Below are 18,710 nucleotides of genomic sequence, written 5' to 3' on the forward strand. Positions count from 1 at the left end.
AAAATGAAATCATTAGACCAATTAATACGTCCCAATATAAAATCGTTAAAACCATACTCATCAGCAAGAGATGAGTATTCGGGTGAAGAGGCTATATTTTTAGATGCCAATGAAAACCCATTTAACGAACCATACAACCGCTATCCTGACCCATATCAGCGAAAGCTTAAAACTAAAATTGCTGAAATAAAAAGTATTTCTGAAAAGAGCATTTTTCTAGGAAATGGGAGCGACGAAGCTATTGATTTAGCTTTTAGAGCATTTTGTGAGCCTGGAGTTGATAACATTGTATCAATCGACCCTACTTACGGAATGTATCAGGTAGCCGCCGACATCAATAATATTGAAGTTAGAAAGGTAAAACTAACTCCCGATTTTGAACTTGATACTACAAAACTACTCTCGGTAGCTGATGAAAACTCAAAATTACTTTTCATCTGTTCGCCTAACAACCCAACAGGCAACAGTTTTAAAAAAGAAGACATTATTACCTTAATAGAGAAGTTTGAAGGTCTTGTTGTACTGGACGAAGCATACATCGATTTTGCTCCAGAAAAAAGCTTTTTACCCGATTTAAACAAATACCCTAATTTAATAATTCTTCAAACACTTAGTAAAGCTTGGGGTATGGCAGGAATTCGTTTAGGTATGGCCTTTACATCTCCTGAAATAATAACCATTTTTAACCACATTAAATATCCTTACAATATCAATATCCTTACACAACAAAAGGCTCTTGAATTATTAGAAAAAGAGGATGAAAAAAACGGGTGGGTAGAAGAACTTTTAAAACAAAAGGCAGCCATGACTATTCAGATAAAAGGTTATTCTTTTGTTGAGAAGATTTACCCTTCAGACGCCAATTACCTTTTGGTAAAAACCAATGCCCCTAAGGAGATATACAACTTTTTAGTAGAACAAGGCGTTATCATCAGAGATCGCTCAACAGTTAGCTTATGCGAAGGATGCCTAAGGCTAACCATTGGATCTAAAAAGGAAAACAAAGCTTTATATGAAGGCTTGGATAAATACACGAATCAAATACAATAACAACATATGCAACGCGTACTTTTTATAGATAGAGACGGAACCATTATCAACGAACCTCCTACTGATTTCCAGGTAGACAGTTTGGAAAAATTAGAGTTTTACCCTAAGGCTATTACAAATTTAGAGAAAATAGCTTCTAAGCTTGATTTTGAATTAGCCATGGTAACTAACCAAGATGGTTTAGGCACTGACTCTTTTCCTGAAGATACTTTTTGGCCTGCTCAAAACAAAATGCTTAAAACGCTTGAAGGCGAAGGAATTGTATTTGATGATATTTTTATCGACCCTTCTATGCCCGAGGAAAATTCTCCTGCCAGAAAACCGGGTACCGCGATGCTAACCAAGTATTTTGAAGAGAAATATGACATGCCCAATTCATTTGTTTTAGGCGATAGAATTACGGACGTTCAACTTGCTAAAAACATGGGTTGCAAGGCAATCTTTTTAGCAGATAACGAAACAGCACATGCACAACTTAAGGAGCAAAATTTAGAAGACGTTTGTTCTTTAATATCAAAGGATTGGGATAAGATATTTGAATTCCTTTTTTCTAAAGAAAGAACAGCTGAAGTTATAAGAACTACGTCAGAAACTGATATTGCTATTCAATTAAATTTGGATGGAACGGGGAAGTGTGACATTTCTACTGGGCTTCACTTTTTCGACCACATGTTGGAACAAATTGGCAAGCACTCTGGCTGCGACTTAAGCATTAAGGTAAAGGGCGATTTGCACGTGGACGAGCACCACACTATTGAAGATACAGCACTGGCTTTAGGACAAGCTTTTAAAGAAGCACTTGGAGACAAACGAGGAATTGAACGCTATGGTTACTGTTTACCTATGGATGATTGCATGGCACTTGTGGCTCTTGACTTTGGTGGTAGACCTTGGTTAGTGTGGGATGCCGATTTTAAGCGCGAAAAAGTAGGTGATATGCCAACTGAAATGTTTCTTCATTTCTTTAAAAGCTTTTCTGACGCTTCGTTAAGTAACTTACAAATTCAGGCAAGTGGAGATAACGAACATCACAAAATAGAAGGCATTTTTAAGGCGCTAGCAAGAGCCATAAAAACCGCCATTAAAAAAGACGTTTTCAGCAACACTTTACCGAGTACTAAAGGAGCTTTATAATCGTATAATATTTTTTTTACTGGTCTCACTTACTATTCATATTTAAGGAAATTATTATTAACTTCCCCATTATATTGTTATTTGATTAAATGGCGTAAATGGCAGGCATAGGCGATAAAACTAATTTCCCTCTGTACAATACGGGCTTAATGCCCCAAGAGGAAATGTTGGAAGTAAAAAAGACCGGTAAGAAATTAACCATTGGCATACCTAAGGAGAAATCAAAGTTCGAAAATAGACTTGCATTAACACCGCAAGGCATTGAGCTTTTGGTAGAAAATGGCCACACTGTTTTATTTGAATCAGGAGCAGGAGAACCGGCCAATTATTTCGATAATGACTTTTCGGAATGTGGTGCTACGATAGTTAACAACGCCAAAGAGGTCTTTCAGTCAGAAATTGTCTTAAAAATCTCTCCTTTTACAGATGAAGAGTTGGATCTACTTCGGTCCAATCAAACGATCATTTCATTAGTACAACTACACCAACAATCTAAGCAGCTTTTAAAAAAAATGATGAGTAAAAAGGTGAACGCAATCGCCTTTGAACTTATTAAAGACAGCAACGGGTGCTACCCTGTTACTCGAAGCATGAGTGAGATTGAAGGTGCTGCATCCATCATGGTGGCTAGTGAATACCTAAGCAAAGCACATAATGGTAAAGGTGTTTTATTAGGTGGAATTACAGGTATTTCTCCTTCAGAAGTTGTTATACTGGGAGCAGGTACAGCTGGAGAAAGTGCAGCACGCGCGGCACTAGGGTTAGGAGCTACTGTTAAAGTCTTTGATAATTCTTTTAAGAATTTAAGAGAGCTGGAACTAAATGTAGGACAAAGAGTATTTACTTCTGTATTACATCCTAAAGCACTTACAAAGGCACTTAAATCTGCCGATGCAGTAATCGGAAACCTAAGATACCTGCAATCTGGCTTAAGCTATATGGTTACAGAGGATCAAGTTTCTCAAATGAAAGCAGGCTCTATATTGATTGATTTAAGCATGGGACAAGGGGGGTGTTTTGAATCATCGATTTGTACCGACTTTGCGCATCCTGTTTTTATTAAACATGGCGTAATTCATTATTGCGTGCCTAACGTTGCTTCTCATGTTGCTCGCACAGCAACCATTGCTCTTAGTAACATATTTACACCCTTATTACTTAAAATAGCAGAGGTTCCTAGCATTAACACATTAATCAAGGAAGACTCAGGAATTAGCAATGGTATCTATGTATACAAAGGAATATTAACCAATCATTACATTGGCGAGACGTTCTCATTGCCATCTAAAGACATTGGGCTTTTAATGGCCGCATTTTAGCATTTACCTACTGCCTGTAGGAAAACTACGATTTTTTACTGCTTGATTTGAGAATCAAGGAGCTTAATTTGTAAATGACTATTTTAAAAAAGGTCGTAACGAAAAAATTACTTTTCTAGTAAGTACTATCTTGGAATTGTAAACTTTAACAAGGCACCGTCCTGTTGATTTGGTTCTGCCCATACATTACCACCCATTATTTGGGTATACTTTTTAACGATAGATAAACCAATTCCATTACCTCCAAACTCGCGCGAATTATTTAAATCGGCTTGTCTAAACAAGTCAAAGATACTTCGCTCATGGCCTGCTGGTATTCCAATTCCCGTATCCTTTACAAAGAATTCGTAATGATCCTCTTCTGCAGTATATCCAATATATATTTCTCCTTGTGCGGTAAACTTAATGGCATTACTTAATAAATGATCGAATATTTTATACAAGGCCTCCTTGTGCGTATCTACCACATCTTTACCATCATCATTCCCAAATAGCAAATTAATTTCCAAAGGCTTCTGCATTACGGCAATCTCCTCCGTATAGTTTGCACTCAACTGTGATATTAGGGTATTGATCCGAACCTTCTCTTTAGGTTCAACATACACCTTTGTTTGCAGTTTAGAAATATCAATTAAAGCATCCATAACACGCATTAACTGGTTTCCATTTTGATGTATAATATTTAAATACTCAGCTTTTTCTACAGAGCTAAGATTATTCGACTTTAACAATTCGGTAAACCCAATAATGGCATTCATCGGGGTTCTTACTTCGTGACTTAAATTAGCTAAAAAAGAAGATTTAAGCATATCGCTTTCTTCTACCTTTTTCGATGCTTCTTTTAGTTCTTTATTAATTTTATCCAGCTCTTTATTCTTTCGAATAAGTTCTTCTTTAAAGACTAATAGCTCTAAGTTTCTTCGCTTCAATTCTCTTTGTTTCTCAAGATGTTCTAACTCAGAACCTATTCTTGAAGAAAACATAAACATTAAAGCTTCAATTTTTTTTGCATCATCAATGCTATCACTAAAAAGTGCCGTTAATACACCTATAGGCTTGCGCGAAGAATTATAAATAGGAACACCACAATAGGCTTCAATTTCCATATCCTTTAAACTTATAGCCAACGGAAACTTCTCACGAACATTAGAATTATAAGTAAAGATACCTTCACCTAATACCTTCTCACACGGGGTATCTTTATAACAGAACGTTGTATTTGGCACAATCGTTTCACGATTACATCGCGCAACAGTCTCCAATACACTTTCCTCCTCCTGTAACTGAGCTACAAAAACATAATCTGCATTCAAATATCTACTTAAGGACAAAATTGCAGATTCAAAAAATTCCTCTCCCAAACTATGATTCTTAGGATTAAAGAGATCATATATACATGCCTCCCATCCTTCATCAAGATTTGCCTCCCGACTAATTACTTCCTTATGTCTCCGTATTGCCATATATCGTTTTACTGACATAAAATTAGTTTGTTACTCCAAACAGGCTATTGCTCTACGAACCTTCAATTATATTTGATAAATACAATATTTTACCCGTTTAACGCACCACCAAACATTAACATAATACATCGATAAAATGGAAACATTAATATAATTGGAGCTTATTAGATACAAATGCTAGATTTTTGTAATTTTGATCCCTTATTACAAAAAAAGCAAAAATGAATAAGCAACTATATATATACAATACACTTTCGCGAGAAAAAGAATTATTCGAACCAATAACACCTGGCAGAGTAGGATTGTATGTTTGTGGCCCTACAGTTTATGGCGATCCGCATTTAGGACATGCACGACCAGCCATCACTTTTGATTTATTAAATCGCTACCTTACTCATCTTGAATATAAAGTAAGGTATGTACGAAACATTACTGATGTTGGCCACTTGGAGAGCGATGGTGACGAAGGGGAAGATAAGATCGCTAAAAAAGCTAAGCTAGACGAGTTGGAGCCAATGGAAGTTGTTCAACATTACACCAATAGCTATCATAATTTCATCAACCAGCTAAACGTAAAAAGCCCAAGTATCGAACCTAGAGCTTCGGGACATATTATAGAGCAAATTGAAGTTATTAAGTCCATTATTGACAAAGGTTACGCATACGAAAGCAATGGCTCTGTGTATTTTGAAGTAAAAAAATATAACAATGATTTTCCGTATGGTATTCTTTCAGGAAGGAAAATTGAAGACCTTATTAACAACACCCGTACCTTAGATGGCCAAAGTGAAAAACGCGACGGATTAGACTTTGCACTATGGAAAAAAGCAGCACCTGAACATATTATGAGATGGCCATCAGAATGGAGTGATGGCTTTCCGGGTTGGCACTTAGAATGTTCTGCCATGAGTAAGAAATATTTAGGCGAACAATTTGACATACACGGTGGTGGCATGGATTTACTATTCCCTCATCACGAATGTGAGATAGCACAAAGTACAGTAAGCAATGGCAAAACACCAGCTAAATACTGGATGCATAACAACATGATTACCATCGACGGACAAAAGATGGGTAAGTCGCTAGGTAACTTTATTACACTGGAGCAATTCTTTTCTGGTAATCACGACAAGTTGGAGAAGGCCTACAGCCCAATGACTGTAAGATTTTTTATTCTTCAAGCACAATATCGTAGCACTTTAGATTTTGGAAACGATGCACTACAGGCTGCAGAGAAAGGCCTATCCAGATTATCTGAAGCCTTCAACAACTTAGATAAGATTCCTATTTCTGAGAAATCTAACGTTGATATTGAAGCTCTCAAGGAAAAATGTTATGCAGCGCTTAACGACGACTTAAATAGCCCCATATTAATAGCGCACTTATTTGATGCCGTAAAAACCATCAATAGCTTAATTGCAGGAAATGTCACCATTAATCAACAAGACTTAGGTTTGCTAAAATCTATTATGCAAAATTTTGCTATTGACATATTAGGACTAAACCTTGATCCTGCAGAAGCAAGCGGTAATGACGAAAAATTAGATGATGTAATGCAACTATTACTTACGATGAGGTCGGATGCCAAATCAAACAAAGATTGGGCTATGGCGGATAAAATTAGGGATGAGTTAGCCAATCTAGGATTTGTTATAAAAGATGGTGCAGAAGGTGCCACATGGGAAATCAAATAAAAAAACTAAACACTAAACTTATGTTCAAGCATTTATCCTTAGTATTATTTATAGTCTTAATCAGTTGCAACTTTTCACCTGCAGAAACAAAATCATCTGCAAAAAAAAAGAAAGAGCCTAAAGTTGAGGCACCCACTTTCAATGCGGACTCAGCCTACCTCTTTGTACAAAAGCAAGTTGATTTTGGACCTAGAGTACCTAACACAGAAGAACATGCTAAGTGTGCTAATTATTTAAGCGAAAAACTAACATCTTTCGGAGCAGATGTTATCGTGCAAGAAGCTGAACTGAGAGCTTTTGACAATACTTTATTAAATGCCAAAAATATCATTGGTCAGTATAAACCAGAGCTTAAGGACAGAGTACTTTTGTTTGCCCATTGGGATACCAGACCATTTGCCGATCATTGTGACGACCCAAGCCGCCAGAACGAGCCTATTCTGGGTGCTAATGATGGTGGTAGCGGCGTTGCTGTTTTGTTAGAAATTGCTCGCCAACTTCAGAAAGCACCTATTTCAATGGGCGTTGATATCATCTTTTTTGATGCAGAGGATTATGGCAATCCTGATCATATTGAAATTCAAAATCCAAAACAAGACACTTGGTGCTTAGGCTCTCAATATTGGGCTCAAAATCCGCACGTAAAAAATTACTATGCTCGCTTTGGTATTTTACTAGATATGGTAGGAGCTCCAAATGCAACGTTCCACAAAGAACTTCACTCCAAGGACTTTGCTCCTAGAATCCAGAAAAAACTTTGGAATACGGCGCACAAACTTGGATATGGAAACTATTTCGTCTTTCAGGATGGAGGTTATATCACCGATGATCACATATATGTAAATAAACATCTGAACATACCTTGTGTAGACATTATTCAATACGATACAAGCTCGAATACCAGCTTTGGAAGCTATTGGCATACGCACGACGACAACATGGATGTTATCGATAAAAATACTTTAAAAGCGGTAGGTCAAACTGTGCTTGAGTTTATTTACAATCAGTAATAAGCAATGAAAAGTAAACTAGAACTCTATTTACATAAAGATAAAATTGAAGCAGGCTGCGATGAAGCAGGTAGAGGTTGCTTGGCTGGTCCTGTTGTGGCAGCAGCAGTAATATTACCTGACAATTTTGAACACCCATTATTAAACGATTCTAAACAGCTTACCGAAAAACAAAGGGAAACTTTAAGGCCTATAATTGAAAAAGAAGCTTTAGCTTGGTCTGTTGCATTTGTAGACAATAATGAGGTAGACGAAATAAATGTATTGAATGCATCAATCACTGGTATGCAACGCTCCGTGAAAGAACTTAGCATCACCCCAGAACACTTGCTGATTGATGGTAACAGGTTTAAGCCTTATAAAAATATTCCGCATACATGCATTATTAAGGGAGATGGCAAATACATGCCCATCGCAGCAGCTAGTATCCTGGCTAAAACTCACCGAGATGAACTGATGGAAAAATTAGATCAGGAATATCCTGGTTATGCTTGGAAGAAAAACAAAGGCTATCCCACTAAAGCCCATCGTGCAGCTATCGAAAAACTCGGTACAACGCCCTATCATCGCCAAAGCTTTAAATTATTAGACACCCAACTAAAATTGAACATTTAGCACATAAGTAGTAATAATTGTCATTGTTTTTTAGATATTTTATTACCTAATTGCGCCGTCTTGTCTTAGTTTAAACCATTTGGATTTAAAAGCATAATTAATAATAAATTACTAATGAAAAAATTAACCGTTTTATTCATTGCCTTTATTATGGGTTTTTCTGGAGCCCTTAAAGCTGATGAAGGGATGTGGCTTCTTCCTTTAATATCGAAGCTAAACATGAACAAAATGAACGACATGGGTCTAAAGCTTTCTGCGGAAGATATCTATAGCGTTAACAATTCAAGCTTAAAAGATGCCGTTGTAATTTTTGGCGGAGGCTGTACTGGCGAATTAATTTCAGACCAAGGTCTATTGCTAACTAACCACCATTGTGGATACGGAAATATTCAAGCATTAAGCTCTGTAGAGCACAATTACTTAAAAGATGGTTTCTGGGCAAAATCATTAAAAGAGGAATTACCAGCCGAAGGCTTATCCGTAACTTTCCTTAAAAGAATGGATGATGTAACACAAAAAGTACTGGAAGGAATTGATGCTGATACAGAAGCAGAAGAAAGAAAAAAGTTGATTGGCGAAAACATCACGGCCATTAAAGAAGAGGCTTCTAAAGATAACGATTACACGGTAAGCGTTAAAAGCTATTTCGAAGGCAACCAATACTTTTTAATTATCTACGAAAAGTATAACGATGTTCGTTTTGTTGGAGCTCCTCCTTCGTCTATCGGAAAATTTGGATTTGATACAGATAACTGGATGTGGCCTCGTCATACAGGTGACTTTAGTATGTTTAGAGTGTATGCCGACAAAGATGGTAAACCTGCAGCTTATTCAGAGGACAACGTGCCTTTAAAGCCTAAACACCACTTACCAGTATCACTAAAAGGTGTTGAGCAAGAAGATTTTGCAATGACTATCGGATTCCCTGGAAGCACAAGCAGATATTTAACCTCATGGGGTATCGAAGAAAGAATGAATGTTGTTAACAATGCTCGAATTATTCCACGTGGTCTTAAGCAAGATTTATGGAAAGAAGACATGTTAGCGAGCGAAAAAGTTAACATTCAATATGCTTCTAAATTTAGCCGTAGCTCAAACTACTGGAAAAACAGCATTGGAATGAACCGCGGTTTAGAAAAGCTAAAAGTTGTTGATAGTAAAAAAGAGATTGAAAAAGAATTCACAGCATGGGTTTCTGCCTCTCCAGAGAGAAAAGAAATGTATAGTGACGTACTATCTACACTAGAAAAAGCTTACGCAGATAGAGGTAAAGATCTTAAAGCTCAAAGTTATTTAATTGAGTGTATGCTAAGAGGCACCGAAATTATTGCGCTTGGAACAAGAACTTTAAAACTTGAAAAAGCACTTGAAGATGAGGAAAGCGATGAGAAGGTTAAAGAAGTTGCGGATGGGATTGCTGCTTCCTTAGATGCATTTTATAAAGATTACAGTGTTTCTACCGACCGCAAAGTATTTTCGGCAATGCTTGAATTATACTATAAAGAAATTGCTAAAGAATACTATCCTTCATTCTATAATGATGTGGTAATTAAAAAATACAAAGGCGATTTTAACAAATATGGCGAAGTCGTTTTCAACAAGTCGGTATTTACAGATCAAAAGAAACTAGAAGCGTTTTTAGCTGATCCGAGCTTAAAATTACTTCGTAAAGACCCTGTATTTATTGCAGCCAAATCCACCATTAAGTTATACAAAGAGCTTTATGGTAAAGTAGCTGAAGCAAGAGCCTCGGAAGCAGAAAATAACCGTTTATTCTTAAAAGGTTTAATGAAAATGAAATCCGATAAAGTATTTTATCCAGATGCTAACTTCACTATGCGTTTGAGTTATGGCAAAGTAGGTAACTACGAGCCAAAAGACGCTGTTATTTATAAACACTACACAACACTTGCCGGTGTAATGGAAAAGTACGAGCCAGGAAATTACGAATTTGAAGTTCCTGAGAGACTAATTGAACTATACGACACCAAAGATTACGGACAATATGCAGCTACGGACGGCTCATTACGTGTTTGTTTTACAACCGATAATGATATCACAGGTGGAAATTCAGGAAGTCCAGTGATCAATGCCAATGGCGAACTATTCGGCTTAGCATTTGATGGAAACTGGGAAGCCATGAGTGGTGACATTGCTTTTGAAACACAACTGCAAAAATGTATTAACGTTGATATTCGCTACGTACTGTTTATCATTGATAAATATGCAGGAGCAAGTAATTTAATTAATGAAATGACATTGGTTAAATAGCCCCCAATAATATTAAAAATTAAAGGGGATGTTTAAAGCATCCCCTTTTTTATTGCCTATATTCACACATAACAAAAACACTTAAATCAAGCACTTATGAAGATAGATTTACTACAAATTGTTTCTGCATTTATTGTATTATTTGCTGTAATAGATATTCTAGGCTCTATTCCACTTATTATTGATTTAAAGAAGAAAGGAAATAAGATTAATGCACTTCAAGCTGCTTCCATTTCTTTGGGAATTCTTTTATTATTCTTCTTTTTGGGAGAACCATTACTGGGTTTATTTGGCGTCGACATTTCTTCCTTTGCCATCGCGGGTTCATTTGTTTTATTAGTAATGGCCTTTGAAATGATTTTCGGCATTCACATATTTAAGCACGATTCTCCAGCTGGCGCTAGCATTGTCCCCATCGCTTTTCCTTTAATTGCTGGTGCAGGATCATTTACAACCATACTTTCATTAAGAGCTGAATTTGACTCAATCAACATTATCATAGCATTGGTGATAAATATTATTATTGTATTTCTTGTTTTGCGATCAACAGACAATGTAGAAAAGATTATTGGCGAAGGAGGAGTATATGTGTTGCAAAAATTCTTTGGAATTATACTATTAGCTATGGCTATTCGCTTATTCTTATCTAATTTTGCCAACTTATTAACTCAATTTTTACCAGCTTTAAAAGGCTAATCATGGCAAAGAAGAATAAATTTTATGTGGTTTGGAATGGACATGCGCCTGGCATTTATACTAGCTGGGCGGAATGTCAGAATAATATAAAAGGAGTAAGCAATGTTAGATACAAAGGCTTTGCTACCATACAAGAAGCTGAGGCAGCTTTTGAAGATAACCCTGATGAGCATTGGGGCAATAAAAAAAAGACCAGTAAAAGTTTTGAAGAAATAGATGATAATCCAGATATCATCAACAATAGTATATCGGTAGATGCAGCCTGCAGTGGAAACCCTGGAGTGATGGAATACCAAGGAGTTTATACCGTATCGGGCACGCAAATATTCATTAAAAAATTCCCTTTAGGAACCAACAACATTGGCGAATTTTTAGCTATAGTACATGGTTTAGCGTATCAAAAACAACACAAACTAAACATTCCTATTTACACCGATTCAAAAATTGCCATGGGATGGGTAAAAGCCAAAAAATGCAGATCAAAACTTCCTTTAACTGCTCAAACACAAAGCTTATTTGAAGTGATAAAAAGAGCGGAAGAGTGGCTTAAAAATAACACCTATACGCAAACCATTTTAAAATGGGATACCAAAACCTGGGGTGAGATACCAGCTGATTTTGGCAGAAAATAAAGACTTACTTTAATTCACGCAGAGGTATGGTAAACTCTACTCTTGTGCCATTTGTACCGTATTTAGATCTGTCTTCAACTAACAAATCAACACGATTGGCTAAATGATTTTTATTAATCAGCTTCAGTCGTTCCTTGGTGATTTTTAAAGCCAGAGACTTATGTTTTTTCGTAGTTGGACTATTACTTCCTTTACGAGTTGATAAAATACCTATTCCATTATCCTCAATCTGATAAGATAGATTTTTTCCTTTTTTCTCAAAACGAACCAATATATGTCCATCTTCACGCTTACAAAGCTCTCCATGCTCAAATGAATTCTCGATAAAAGGTTGAGCCAACATTGGTGGAATTTTCACTTTCGACTTTTCTAACTTTTCATCGATTACGATCTGATATTTTACCTTATCCCCAAATCGTTTATTTTGCAAATCAATGTAAAAATCAAGAATCTCTCGTTCTTGCTCCAAGCTTATAAACTCCTCTTGCGAATAATGTAAAACCATCCTCATCAAACTCGCAAAATCAGCAAGAAAGTCCACTGCATCCATCGTTTTATTTTCTAAAACATAACACTGTATAGCAGACAAAGAGTTAAAGATAAAGTGCGGATTCATTTGCGTTCTAAGCACCTTTTGCTCCAAACTTAAGAGTCTCTGCTTCTCCTTCATGCCTTTATCTCTACTATAAAAATAGACTACTACCCCACCAAAAATTACAAAGAAAGCAATAGATAAAAACACAATGGTATACAACCTATTTTTAGCTCTTAACTCTGTCACCTGCCCTTGTGAACGTTGCAAAATATATTTATTCTCCAACTCTAATATCTTATCAAACTGCTCCATGCTATAAATGCTATCCACAATTTGATGATATTGTTCAAATACCCTCAAAGCATTTTCGGTATCCCCCATACCTTTATAGGTTTCGTACAAGCTATATAAATTCTCCCCTTGTGTACCCAGAAGGCCAACTTCCTTATTAACCTCCTCACATTTCTTATACATTTCAATAGCAGCCTGATAATTTCCCTTTTCCGCAAACAAATCACCTAAACCCGTATAAGCACTTATTAACCCTGATTTTTTATTTATGCGACTAAAAATATCAATGGAATTATTAAAATACTTCTCTGCGTCATCAAATTTCTGCACCCTAGTGTAATAACAGGCCATATTGTTATATACCGATGCAATTCTGTTTGAGTCATTTAATTGTTGATAAAACTCTAATGCCTCCTGATAATACTTAAACCCTTCCTTTAGCTCATCCTGAGCAACGTATGTTACCCCCAAATTCAAAGCCATATCCGCAATAGAACGATGCTCACCTAGCTTCTTATATAAAGCTAATGCCTTTTTATAATAAGAACTTTGTAACTCAAACTTATCCCATTTACCCACAATTAAACCCATGTTCTGTAAAGTTTGAGCCATACCTACACTATCATTTAGTTGCATTTCTAAATCGTAGCTTTTCTCATAATACATCAAAGATGTTTTATAATCTGCTTTATACAGGTTTATTAAGCCAATATTACTATAGGTAGCAGCCAAACGAGCTGTATCATCTGTAAACTTTAGAAACTTCTCGGCATCTTGATATCTTTCCAAAGCCAAATCGTATTGTTCTTTATAATAATGGGCCTCTCCACATACAAAATAAGCCAAGCCTTTATATCCAAACTGCTTATCATCTACCATCTCTAACATTTCATGGCCAATACTGTCTGCTACATAAGGATTACTAACAACAACTTCAAGCGCTTTGTTATACATAGCATCAAGCTTCTCATCTCCTTCTAAATTTGAAAAAGAAAATTCATCTGAACTTAGCGAAAAACTTGCGGTAAAAAATGAGGTAAGAAAAAGTGCTAGTAAAATACAGCGAATATACATGTGCCAAATATTTTGTTATGGTTTAAAAATAGGTGTAATAAAGCACAAAAAAAAGTCGCCCAATTTCTTGAACGACTTTGTGAACACATCTTGTGAATTCTTATTTTTTCTTGCTACACTCTTTTTTCTCCTTGCTACATTCTTTCTTATCCTTGCTACACTCTTTTTTCTTATCGCAAGATTCTTTCTTCTTATCGCAACATTTTTCTTTTTTCTCAGTTTTTTGAGGCTCTTGAACTCCGTCCATTGCCATTACAGGAGAAGCAATAGCTAACATAAACATAAATAAAAACGAAACTGCAATTGTCTTTTTCATATTGATCTTTTTAAAAATTAAATAATTAAGTATTTATTGTCATTACAAATATTCACTGAATCATTTGCAATATATGTTATTCTGTTGTTAATACGTGTTAACAACATGTTAAAGTACTGCCGTAATGAGTTTTAATTCCTAATTTTGTTGATGCATTACCTTACTCCCTTATTAAATTAGAATCATTCATAATTTATGAATATTAAAATTGACAAACAGTCTTTACTCGCAGGAATAACATTTGCCATGTTACTTTGTTTAATTGGTATTCAGCTTATGTTTCTGGTTAAAGCTGCAAAACTAGAACAAAAGCACTTTAACCACAGGGTTGTACTTGCTTTACGCGAGGCTAGAAATGAAATTGCGCGCGAAGCGAATGCTTGCGACAATATGCACAACTATGTCTGCGGAAACCAATGTCCGACAGAAATCCAATACATCAATTTTCACAGGGCTGACAGTATCATTAGCTCCAACTTAGCCATTCATAAAATAGAATTAGATTATACTTTTGAATTTATTAACGAAGTTCAAGTAGGCAAAAGACAATTGTGTGTAACTTGCTACGAACAGTCTTTAAACGGCCTCCTTGAACAAAATGGCATCAAACTTCAAATTGAATTCCCTGACGACAAACAATTTTTATTTGCTCAAGCAGGCATGCTTTTTTACATCTCAATTGGAGCTATCATTTTTGTAATGATTTCATTCTTTTTTACATCTCGCCTATTCCAACAAAAGAAACTGATTTTAAGCAACACCAAAGGCTTTATCGATAACATGGTTCATGAATTTCAAACACCCATAGCAAATATAAAATTAGCATCTAACCTGATAAAGAAAAACATATCACAAGATTCAAACAAAGAAAAAATTATTAAATATACACAGCTAATCAATAGCGAAAACCAAAAAAATGAAGATCATGTTAAGGATATTTTGAGTGTTGCCGCAATGAGTTTAGAAAATTCACAAGCAAGTTTAGTTAACATTCATCAACTAATTGAACAATGTAACAATGCCTACAAGCATTCCTTAATACAACTGAATGGCACTTTAGAGCTAAAACTTGAAGCAAAATATTTCTGCATAATGGGAGAAAAAGAATATCTTCATCATGCTATTTGCAACATTATTGATAATGCTTTTAAATATACGACGGCCGAGCCTCGAATTCTAATAAAAACATACAACGTAAAAAACAAGTTGATAGTAGATATTACCGATAATGGCATCGGTATACCAAAAAAAGAGTTCCAAAGTATATTCGAAAAATATTACAGAATAAACAATGGTAATATTCATGATAAAAAGGGATTTGGACTTGGACTTAACTTTGTTAAAAACGTAGTAGAAAGACATAAAGGAAACATTAAAATAAAAAGTCATTTAGACCAAGGAAGTACATTTAGCTTATCTTTTAAAGCCGACAAAAACTATGAGTGCTAAAACAAAAATATTACTAGTTGAGGACGATACCGCCATGGGATTTCTACTTGTAGATTTTCTTGAATCTAACGACTTTGATGTTAAACTTTATAAAGATGGGCTTCAAGGTATTAATGCATTTGAACAAAACAGCTACGACTTTTGCATACTCGATGTAATGTTACCTGGCATGGATGGCTTCTCCATTGCCGAACGCATTCGTAAAAAAAACAAAACAGTACCCATTGTATTTTTAACAGCCAAAACGCTGAAAGAAGATAAATTAGCAGGCTTTAACATTGGAGTAGATGACTATATTGTTAAACCTTTTGACGAGGATGAATTATTATGCCGAATTAAAGCCATATTAAATCGCTGCAAGAATGATATGCTTGCCGATCCAGTTATTTCTATAGGACAATATAATTACGATACTCAAAATTTACTATTAAAAATTGGGGATGAAGAAAAGCGTTTAACTCAAAAAGAAAACGAGGTATTAAAAATGCTAGCATGCAGTAAAAATACGCTTGTTAAACGAGACGATATCCTATTTAAACTTTGGGGCGATAATGATTATTTTAATAGCAGAAGTCTTGATGTTTTTATCGCAAAACTTCGCAAATACTTAAAGCTCGACACAAAAATCGCCATTGAAAATGTACCTTCTGTTGGCTATGTTCTAAAGGACATTTAAAAACTCCAATGTAACCTTTTAACTCCATAGCTAAGGCATATAAAACCCTCCATCACCCGCAAACGGTTAGCTAAAACAGCTAAAGACATGCTTTTTTATCCATTAGTTTTTAAAAGCATTCCATATTCTGGACAAATGCACTACCTCCTGTATATCTGATCAATACAAGAACTTATAATGCACAACAGCTTGACACACCCCTAAAATGAACACTCTATTTTAGGCTAAGGTGTACTTAATTAAATACTCTCAAAATTACATAGCCTATTTTTTAAGTACATTGCATTAAATATCAACAGTTTAAATTCCGATGAAATGAATAAGGCAATACTTAAATACTCTTTGTCTTTGCTCTGCATTCTATGCCTAACATGGAGTAGCAGTGCTCAATCGTCAAAACCAGTTAAACCTTCAAGAAACGCTAAATTATTTAAAAAGGCCATGCAAATGGCGGACCAACAAAACTACAACGAGGCAATTGCCACCTTCAAACAAGTTGTAGCTAATGACCCCAAAGATTTGGATGCTCTTTTTAATATGGGCTTATGTTACCTTAATACATCTAACGGTGCTGACACTGCTGTTATTTGCTTTAATAAAGGTTTAGATATTTTAACGGATGATGAAAAGAAGGGGTACTTAGGAACTGAACTTGGATTATCGCTCGGAAAGGCATATCAGGTTCTACTAAAACCACTAAAAGCAATTGCAATTTACGAAGAATTAATCGAGAACTCTACTATAGAAGATCCTCTGCTTATCGCTGAGATAGAACGAGAAATACAAATTTGCCATCATGCTGATTTCTTTATTAAAAACCCAATTGATTTAGAAGTACAAAACATGGGTAGCACCGTTAATTCAATGTATGATGATCATAGCCCATTAATTGGCGTTAGTGAGCAGCAACTCTTTTTTACTTCACGAAGAAATTGGATTAAACTAAGCTTACTTCCTGATGGACAATATGCCGAGAAAGTATATACAGTGCCATTGTCAGCCAACAACTGGGAATCTGCTCGATTACTAAAAGTATTTTTTAAGCAAAACGAACACGAGGCAGCAGCTTCTTTATCACCAGATGGTAATCAAATTGTTTTATTTAGAAATGATGAGCATGGTAAAAGCCTATACTTAAGTCATTACACTGGCCGAAGTTGGACTGAACCGGAAAAGCTTCCGTTCCCTATCAATAGCTACTCTGAAGAAACCCATGGCTCTATTTCTGCAGATAAGAGTACATTCTTCTTTACTAGCGATAGAGAAGGTGGTTTAGGTGGATTGGATATTTACATGGCAAAAAAACTACCCAATGACACCTGGGGAGCACCTCGCAATTTAGGTCCAAATATCAATACAGAATTTGATGAAGAAACACCTATGATTCATTATGATGGAAAAACATTATATTTTTCTTCAGAAGGGCATAATACAATGGGGCGTTTAGATGTATTCTATAGTCAAATGAACCCTGACTCTACATGGACCATCCCTGTTAATATGGGATATCCTATCAACACGCCAGATGATGATTTCTTTTTTGTGCCAACCATCAGTAAAAGCCATGCCTATTATGCATCTTCAAAGTTTGCAGATAATTATGGTGGCTCAGATATTTACCAAGTAAAATTTAACAACGCTACTAATACCGAACTTGCTGTTATAGAAGGTGAGATTGATAAAGAGTTTGGAACCGATTACAAAAAAATGCGCGTATTGGTAACTAGAACAGTCGACGACCAATTAGTGGGCGATTACAGGCCAGACCCCATTAATGGTCAGTACATGATGTTTTTAGAAAATGGTTTTGAATACGAAGTAAAGCAAACAGATATTGAGGACAGAGAAAAAGTAGGCTATGTAAATGTCACCGAAGAAATGGACTATCAGAAAACCAAGCTTCCTGTTATATTTACCGATGTAGTTATGGATGCTCCTCTTATTAAATTAGCTCCTGCAACGCCCATAATTGACAATAGTGAACTTATTGTAGCTGGTGCAAAACTTGATAAAGTTGACATTCCTGAACCAAAACCATCAGGGAAGGTAAAATCAAGTAAAACCACTACGGTGCAAAAAGCAGCAAAATCTAATGCTAAAAACAAAAAAAAGGCAGAAACAAAAATGCCAGATAACGTACAAAATGTACAACGCTTTTTAAATAACAAAAACACGGTTGCTAAGACTACGTATCCAATAAAGGGCTATACCATTCAGTTGCTAGCTTTAAAAGAAGCTCCTTTAAAAAACCTTAACTACTTTGCTCGAAGAAATCTGAAAAATGTACAAATTCATTTATGTACTGATGGTTATACAAGGTATTCTTACGGAGAATTCAATAGCTACAGAGAATGTTTAAAATTGAAGAAGGAGCTTATAAAAAACAATGGCCTTACCGATATTTGGATAAGACCACTTAGCGACTTCGCTAAACTTGCAGTAAAATAACCTCCTTCTTGCTAAGTAACCAAGAAGGAGTATGTAT

At 35.6% G+C, this 18,710-nt stretch carries 15 protein-coding genes; 12 read left to right on the forward strand and 3 right to left on the reverse strand.

The window, feature by feature from the left end; translation table 11 throughout:
• The first annotated feature begins 3 nt into the window (after positions 1-3).
• The 3 genes from hisC (at position 4) to A8L32_RS08145 (ending at position 3,503) form a co-directional block, all read left to right on the forward strand.
• Complete coding sequence (hisC, locus tag A8L32_RS08135) at positions 4-1,050, forward strand: histidinol-phosphate transaminase (protein WP_075590294.1); 1,047 nt, start codon at positions 4-6, stop codon at positions 1,048-1,050.
• A 6-nt stretch (positions 1,051-1,056) separates the two neighbouring features.
• Complete coding sequence (hisB, locus tag A8L32_RS08140; RefSeq protein ID WP_075590295.1) at positions 1,057-2,184, forward strand: bifunctional histidinol-phosphatase/imidazoleglycerol-phosphate dehydratase HisB; 1,128 nt, start codon at positions 1,057-1,059, stop codon at positions 2,182-2,184.
• A 98-nt stretch (positions 2,185-2,282) separates the two neighbouring features.
• Positions 2,283-3,503, forward strand: a complete 1,221-nt coding sequence (locus A8L32_RS08145; RefSeq protein WP_075590296.1) for an alanine dehydrogenase — start codon at positions 2,283-2,285, stop codon at positions 3,501-3,503.
• Positions 3,504-3,628: 125 nt separating this feature from the next.
• On the opposite strand, the gene A8L32_RS08150 is transcribed toward A8L32_RS08145, so the two are convergent.
• Positions 3,629-4,966, reverse strand: a complete 1,338-nt coding sequence (locus A8L32_RS08150) for a sensor histidine kinase (RefSeq protein ID WP_075590297.1) — start codon at positions 4,964-4,966, stop codon at positions 3,629-3,631.
• 221 nt (positions 4,967-5,187) lie between these two features.
• On the opposite strand from A8L32_RS08150, the gene cysS reads away from it, so the two are divergent.
• The 6 genes from cysS to A8L32_RS08180 all read left to right on the forward strand — a co-directional run bounded on the left by cysS (position 5,188) and on the right by A8L32_RS08180 (position 11,884).
• Positions 5,188-6,660 carry a cysteine--tRNA ligase gene (cysS, locus tag A8L32_RS08155; protein WP_075590298.1) on the forward strand — a complete coding sequence of 491 codons (1,473 nt, stop codon included), beginning with the start codon at positions 5,188-5,190 and terminating at the stop codon, positions 6,658-6,660.
• Positions 6,661-6,680: 20 nt separating this feature from the next.
• A complete protein-coding gene (locus A8L32_RS08160; protein ID WP_233145470.1) occupies positions 6,681-7,670 on the forward strand; it encodes a M28 family peptidase in 990 nt (329 codons plus the stop codon).
• A 6-nt stretch (positions 7,671-7,676) separates the two neighbouring features.
• On the forward strand, positions 7,677-8,285 hold the full coding sequence (locus tag A8L32_RS08165) for a ribonuclease HII (protein WP_075590300.1): 609 nt from the start codon (positions 7,677-7,679) through the stop codon (positions 8,283-8,285).
• Between the two features lie 114 nt (positions 8,286-8,399).
• Positions 8,400-10,556, forward strand: coding sequence for a S46 family peptidase (locus A8L32_RS08170; protein ID WP_075590301.1), 2,157 nt, complete (start codon positions 8,400-8,402; stop codon positions 10,554-10,556).
• Positions 10,557-10,652: 96 nt separating this feature from the next.
• Positions 10,653-11,252 carry a MarC family protein gene (locus A8L32_RS08175; RefSeq protein ID WP_075590302.1) on the forward strand — a complete coding sequence of 200 codons (600 nt, stop codon included), beginning with the start codon at positions 10,653-10,655 and terminating at the stop codon, positions 11,250-11,252.
• Between the two features lie 2 nt (positions 11,253-11,254).
• A complete protein-coding gene (locus A8L32_RS08180; RefSeq protein ID WP_075590303.1) occupies positions 11,255-11,884 on the forward strand; it encodes a ribonuclease H1 domain-containing protein in 630 nt (209 codons plus the stop codon).
• Between the two features lie 4 nt (positions 11,885-11,888).
• Here A8L32_RS08180 and A8L32_RS08185 read toward each other — a convergent pair whose 3' ends face one another.
• Positions 11,889-13,784, reverse strand: a complete 1,896-nt coding sequence (locus A8L32_RS08185) for a tetratricopeptide repeat-containing sensor histidine kinase (protein WP_075590304.1) — start codon at positions 13,782-13,784, stop codon at positions 11,889-11,891.
• A gap of 100 nt (positions 13,785-13,884) precedes the next feature.
• Entirely contained in the window at positions 13,885-14,100 is a 216-nt protein-coding gene (locus A8L32_RS08190; protein WP_075590305.1) for a hypothetical protein, read from the reverse strand.
• A gap of 195 nt (positions 14,101-14,295) precedes the next feature.
• On the opposite strand from A8L32_RS08190, the gene A8L32_RS08195 reads away from it, so the two are divergent.
• From A8L32_RS08195 to A8L32_RS08205, 3 genes are all read left to right on the forward strand, one after another.
• On the forward strand, positions 14,296-15,549 hold the full coding sequence (locus A8L32_RS08195; protein WP_075590306.1) for a sensor histidine kinase: 1,254 nt from the start codon (positions 14,296-14,298) through the stop codon (positions 15,547-15,549).
• Positions 15,539-16,225, forward strand: coding sequence for a response regulator transcription factor (locus A8L32_RS08200; protein WP_075590307.1), 687 nt, complete (start codon positions 15,539-15,541; stop codon positions 16,223-16,225). The genes A8L32_RS08195 and A8L32_RS08200 overlap by 11 nt, the downstream gene beginning before the upstream one ends.
• Positions 16,226-16,540: 315 nt before the next feature.
• Entirely contained in the window at positions 16,541-18,673 is a 2,133-nt protein-coding gene (locus tag A8L32_RS08205) for a tetratricopeptide repeat protein (RefSeq protein WP_083631229.1), read from the forward strand.
• Positions 18,674-18,710: the final 37 nt, after the last annotated feature.

Origin of the sequence: Labilibacter marinus, from assembly GCF_001659685.2 — a bacterium.
Classification (GTDB): domain Bacteria; phylum Bacteroidota; class Bacteroidia; order Bacteroidales; family Marinilabiliaceae; genus Saccharicrinis; species Saccharicrinis marinus.

Coding starts and splice junctions, on each gene's coding strand:
- hisC (WP_075590294.1), top strand. CDS start 4: ATGAAATCATTAGACCAATTAATACGTCCCAATATAAAATCGTTAAAA.
- hisB (WP_075590295.1), top strand. CDS start 1,057: ATGCAACGCGTACTTTTTATAGATAGAGACGGAACCATTATCAACGAA.
- A8L32_RS08145 (WP_075590296.1), top strand. CDS start 2,283: ATGGCAGGCATAGGCGATAAAACTAATTTCCCTCTGTACAATACGGGC.
- A8L32_RS08150 (WP_075590297.1), bottom strand. CDS start 4,966: ATGGCAATACGGAGACATAAGGAAGTAATTAGTCGGGAGGCAAATCTT.
- cysS (WP_075590298.1), top strand. CDS start 5,188: ATGAATAAGCAACTATATATATACAATACACTTTCGCGAGAAAAAGAA.
- A8L32_RS08160 (WP_233145470.1), top strand. CDS start 6,681: ATGTTCAAGCATTTATCCTTAGTATTATTTATAGTCTTAATCAGTTGC.
- A8L32_RS08165 (WP_075590300.1), top strand. CDS start 7,677: ATGAAAAGTAAACTAGAACTCTATTTACATAAAGATAAAATTGAAGCA.
- A8L32_RS08170 (WP_075590301.1), top strand. CDS start 8,400: ATGAAAAAATTAACCGTTTTATTCATTGCCTTTATTATGGGTTTTTCT.
- A8L32_RS08175 (WP_075590302.1), top strand. CDS start 10,653: ATGAAGATAGATTTACTACAAATTGTTTCTGCATTTATTGTATTATTT.
- A8L32_RS08180 (WP_075590303.1), top strand. CDS start 11,255: ATGGCAAAGAAGAATAAATTTTATGTGGTTTGGAATGGACATGCGCCT.
- A8L32_RS08185 (WP_075590304.1), bottom strand. CDS start 13,784: ATGTATATTCGCTGTATTTTACTAGCACTTTTTCTTACCTCATTTTTT.
- A8L32_RS08190 (WP_075590305.1), bottom strand. CDS start 14,100: ATGAAAAAGACAATTGCAGTTTCGTTTTTATTTATGTTTATGTTAGCT.
- A8L32_RS08195 (WP_075590306.1), top strand. CDS start 14,296: ATGAATATTAAAATTGACAAACAGTCTTTACTCGCAGGAATAACATTT.
- A8L32_RS08200 (WP_075590307.1), top strand. CDS start 15,539: ATGAGTGCTAAAACAAAAATATTACTAGTTGAGGACGATACCGCCATG.
- A8L32_RS08205 (WP_083631229.1), top strand. CDS start 16,541: ATGAATAAGGCAATACTTAAATACTCTTTGTCTTTGCTCTGCATTCTA.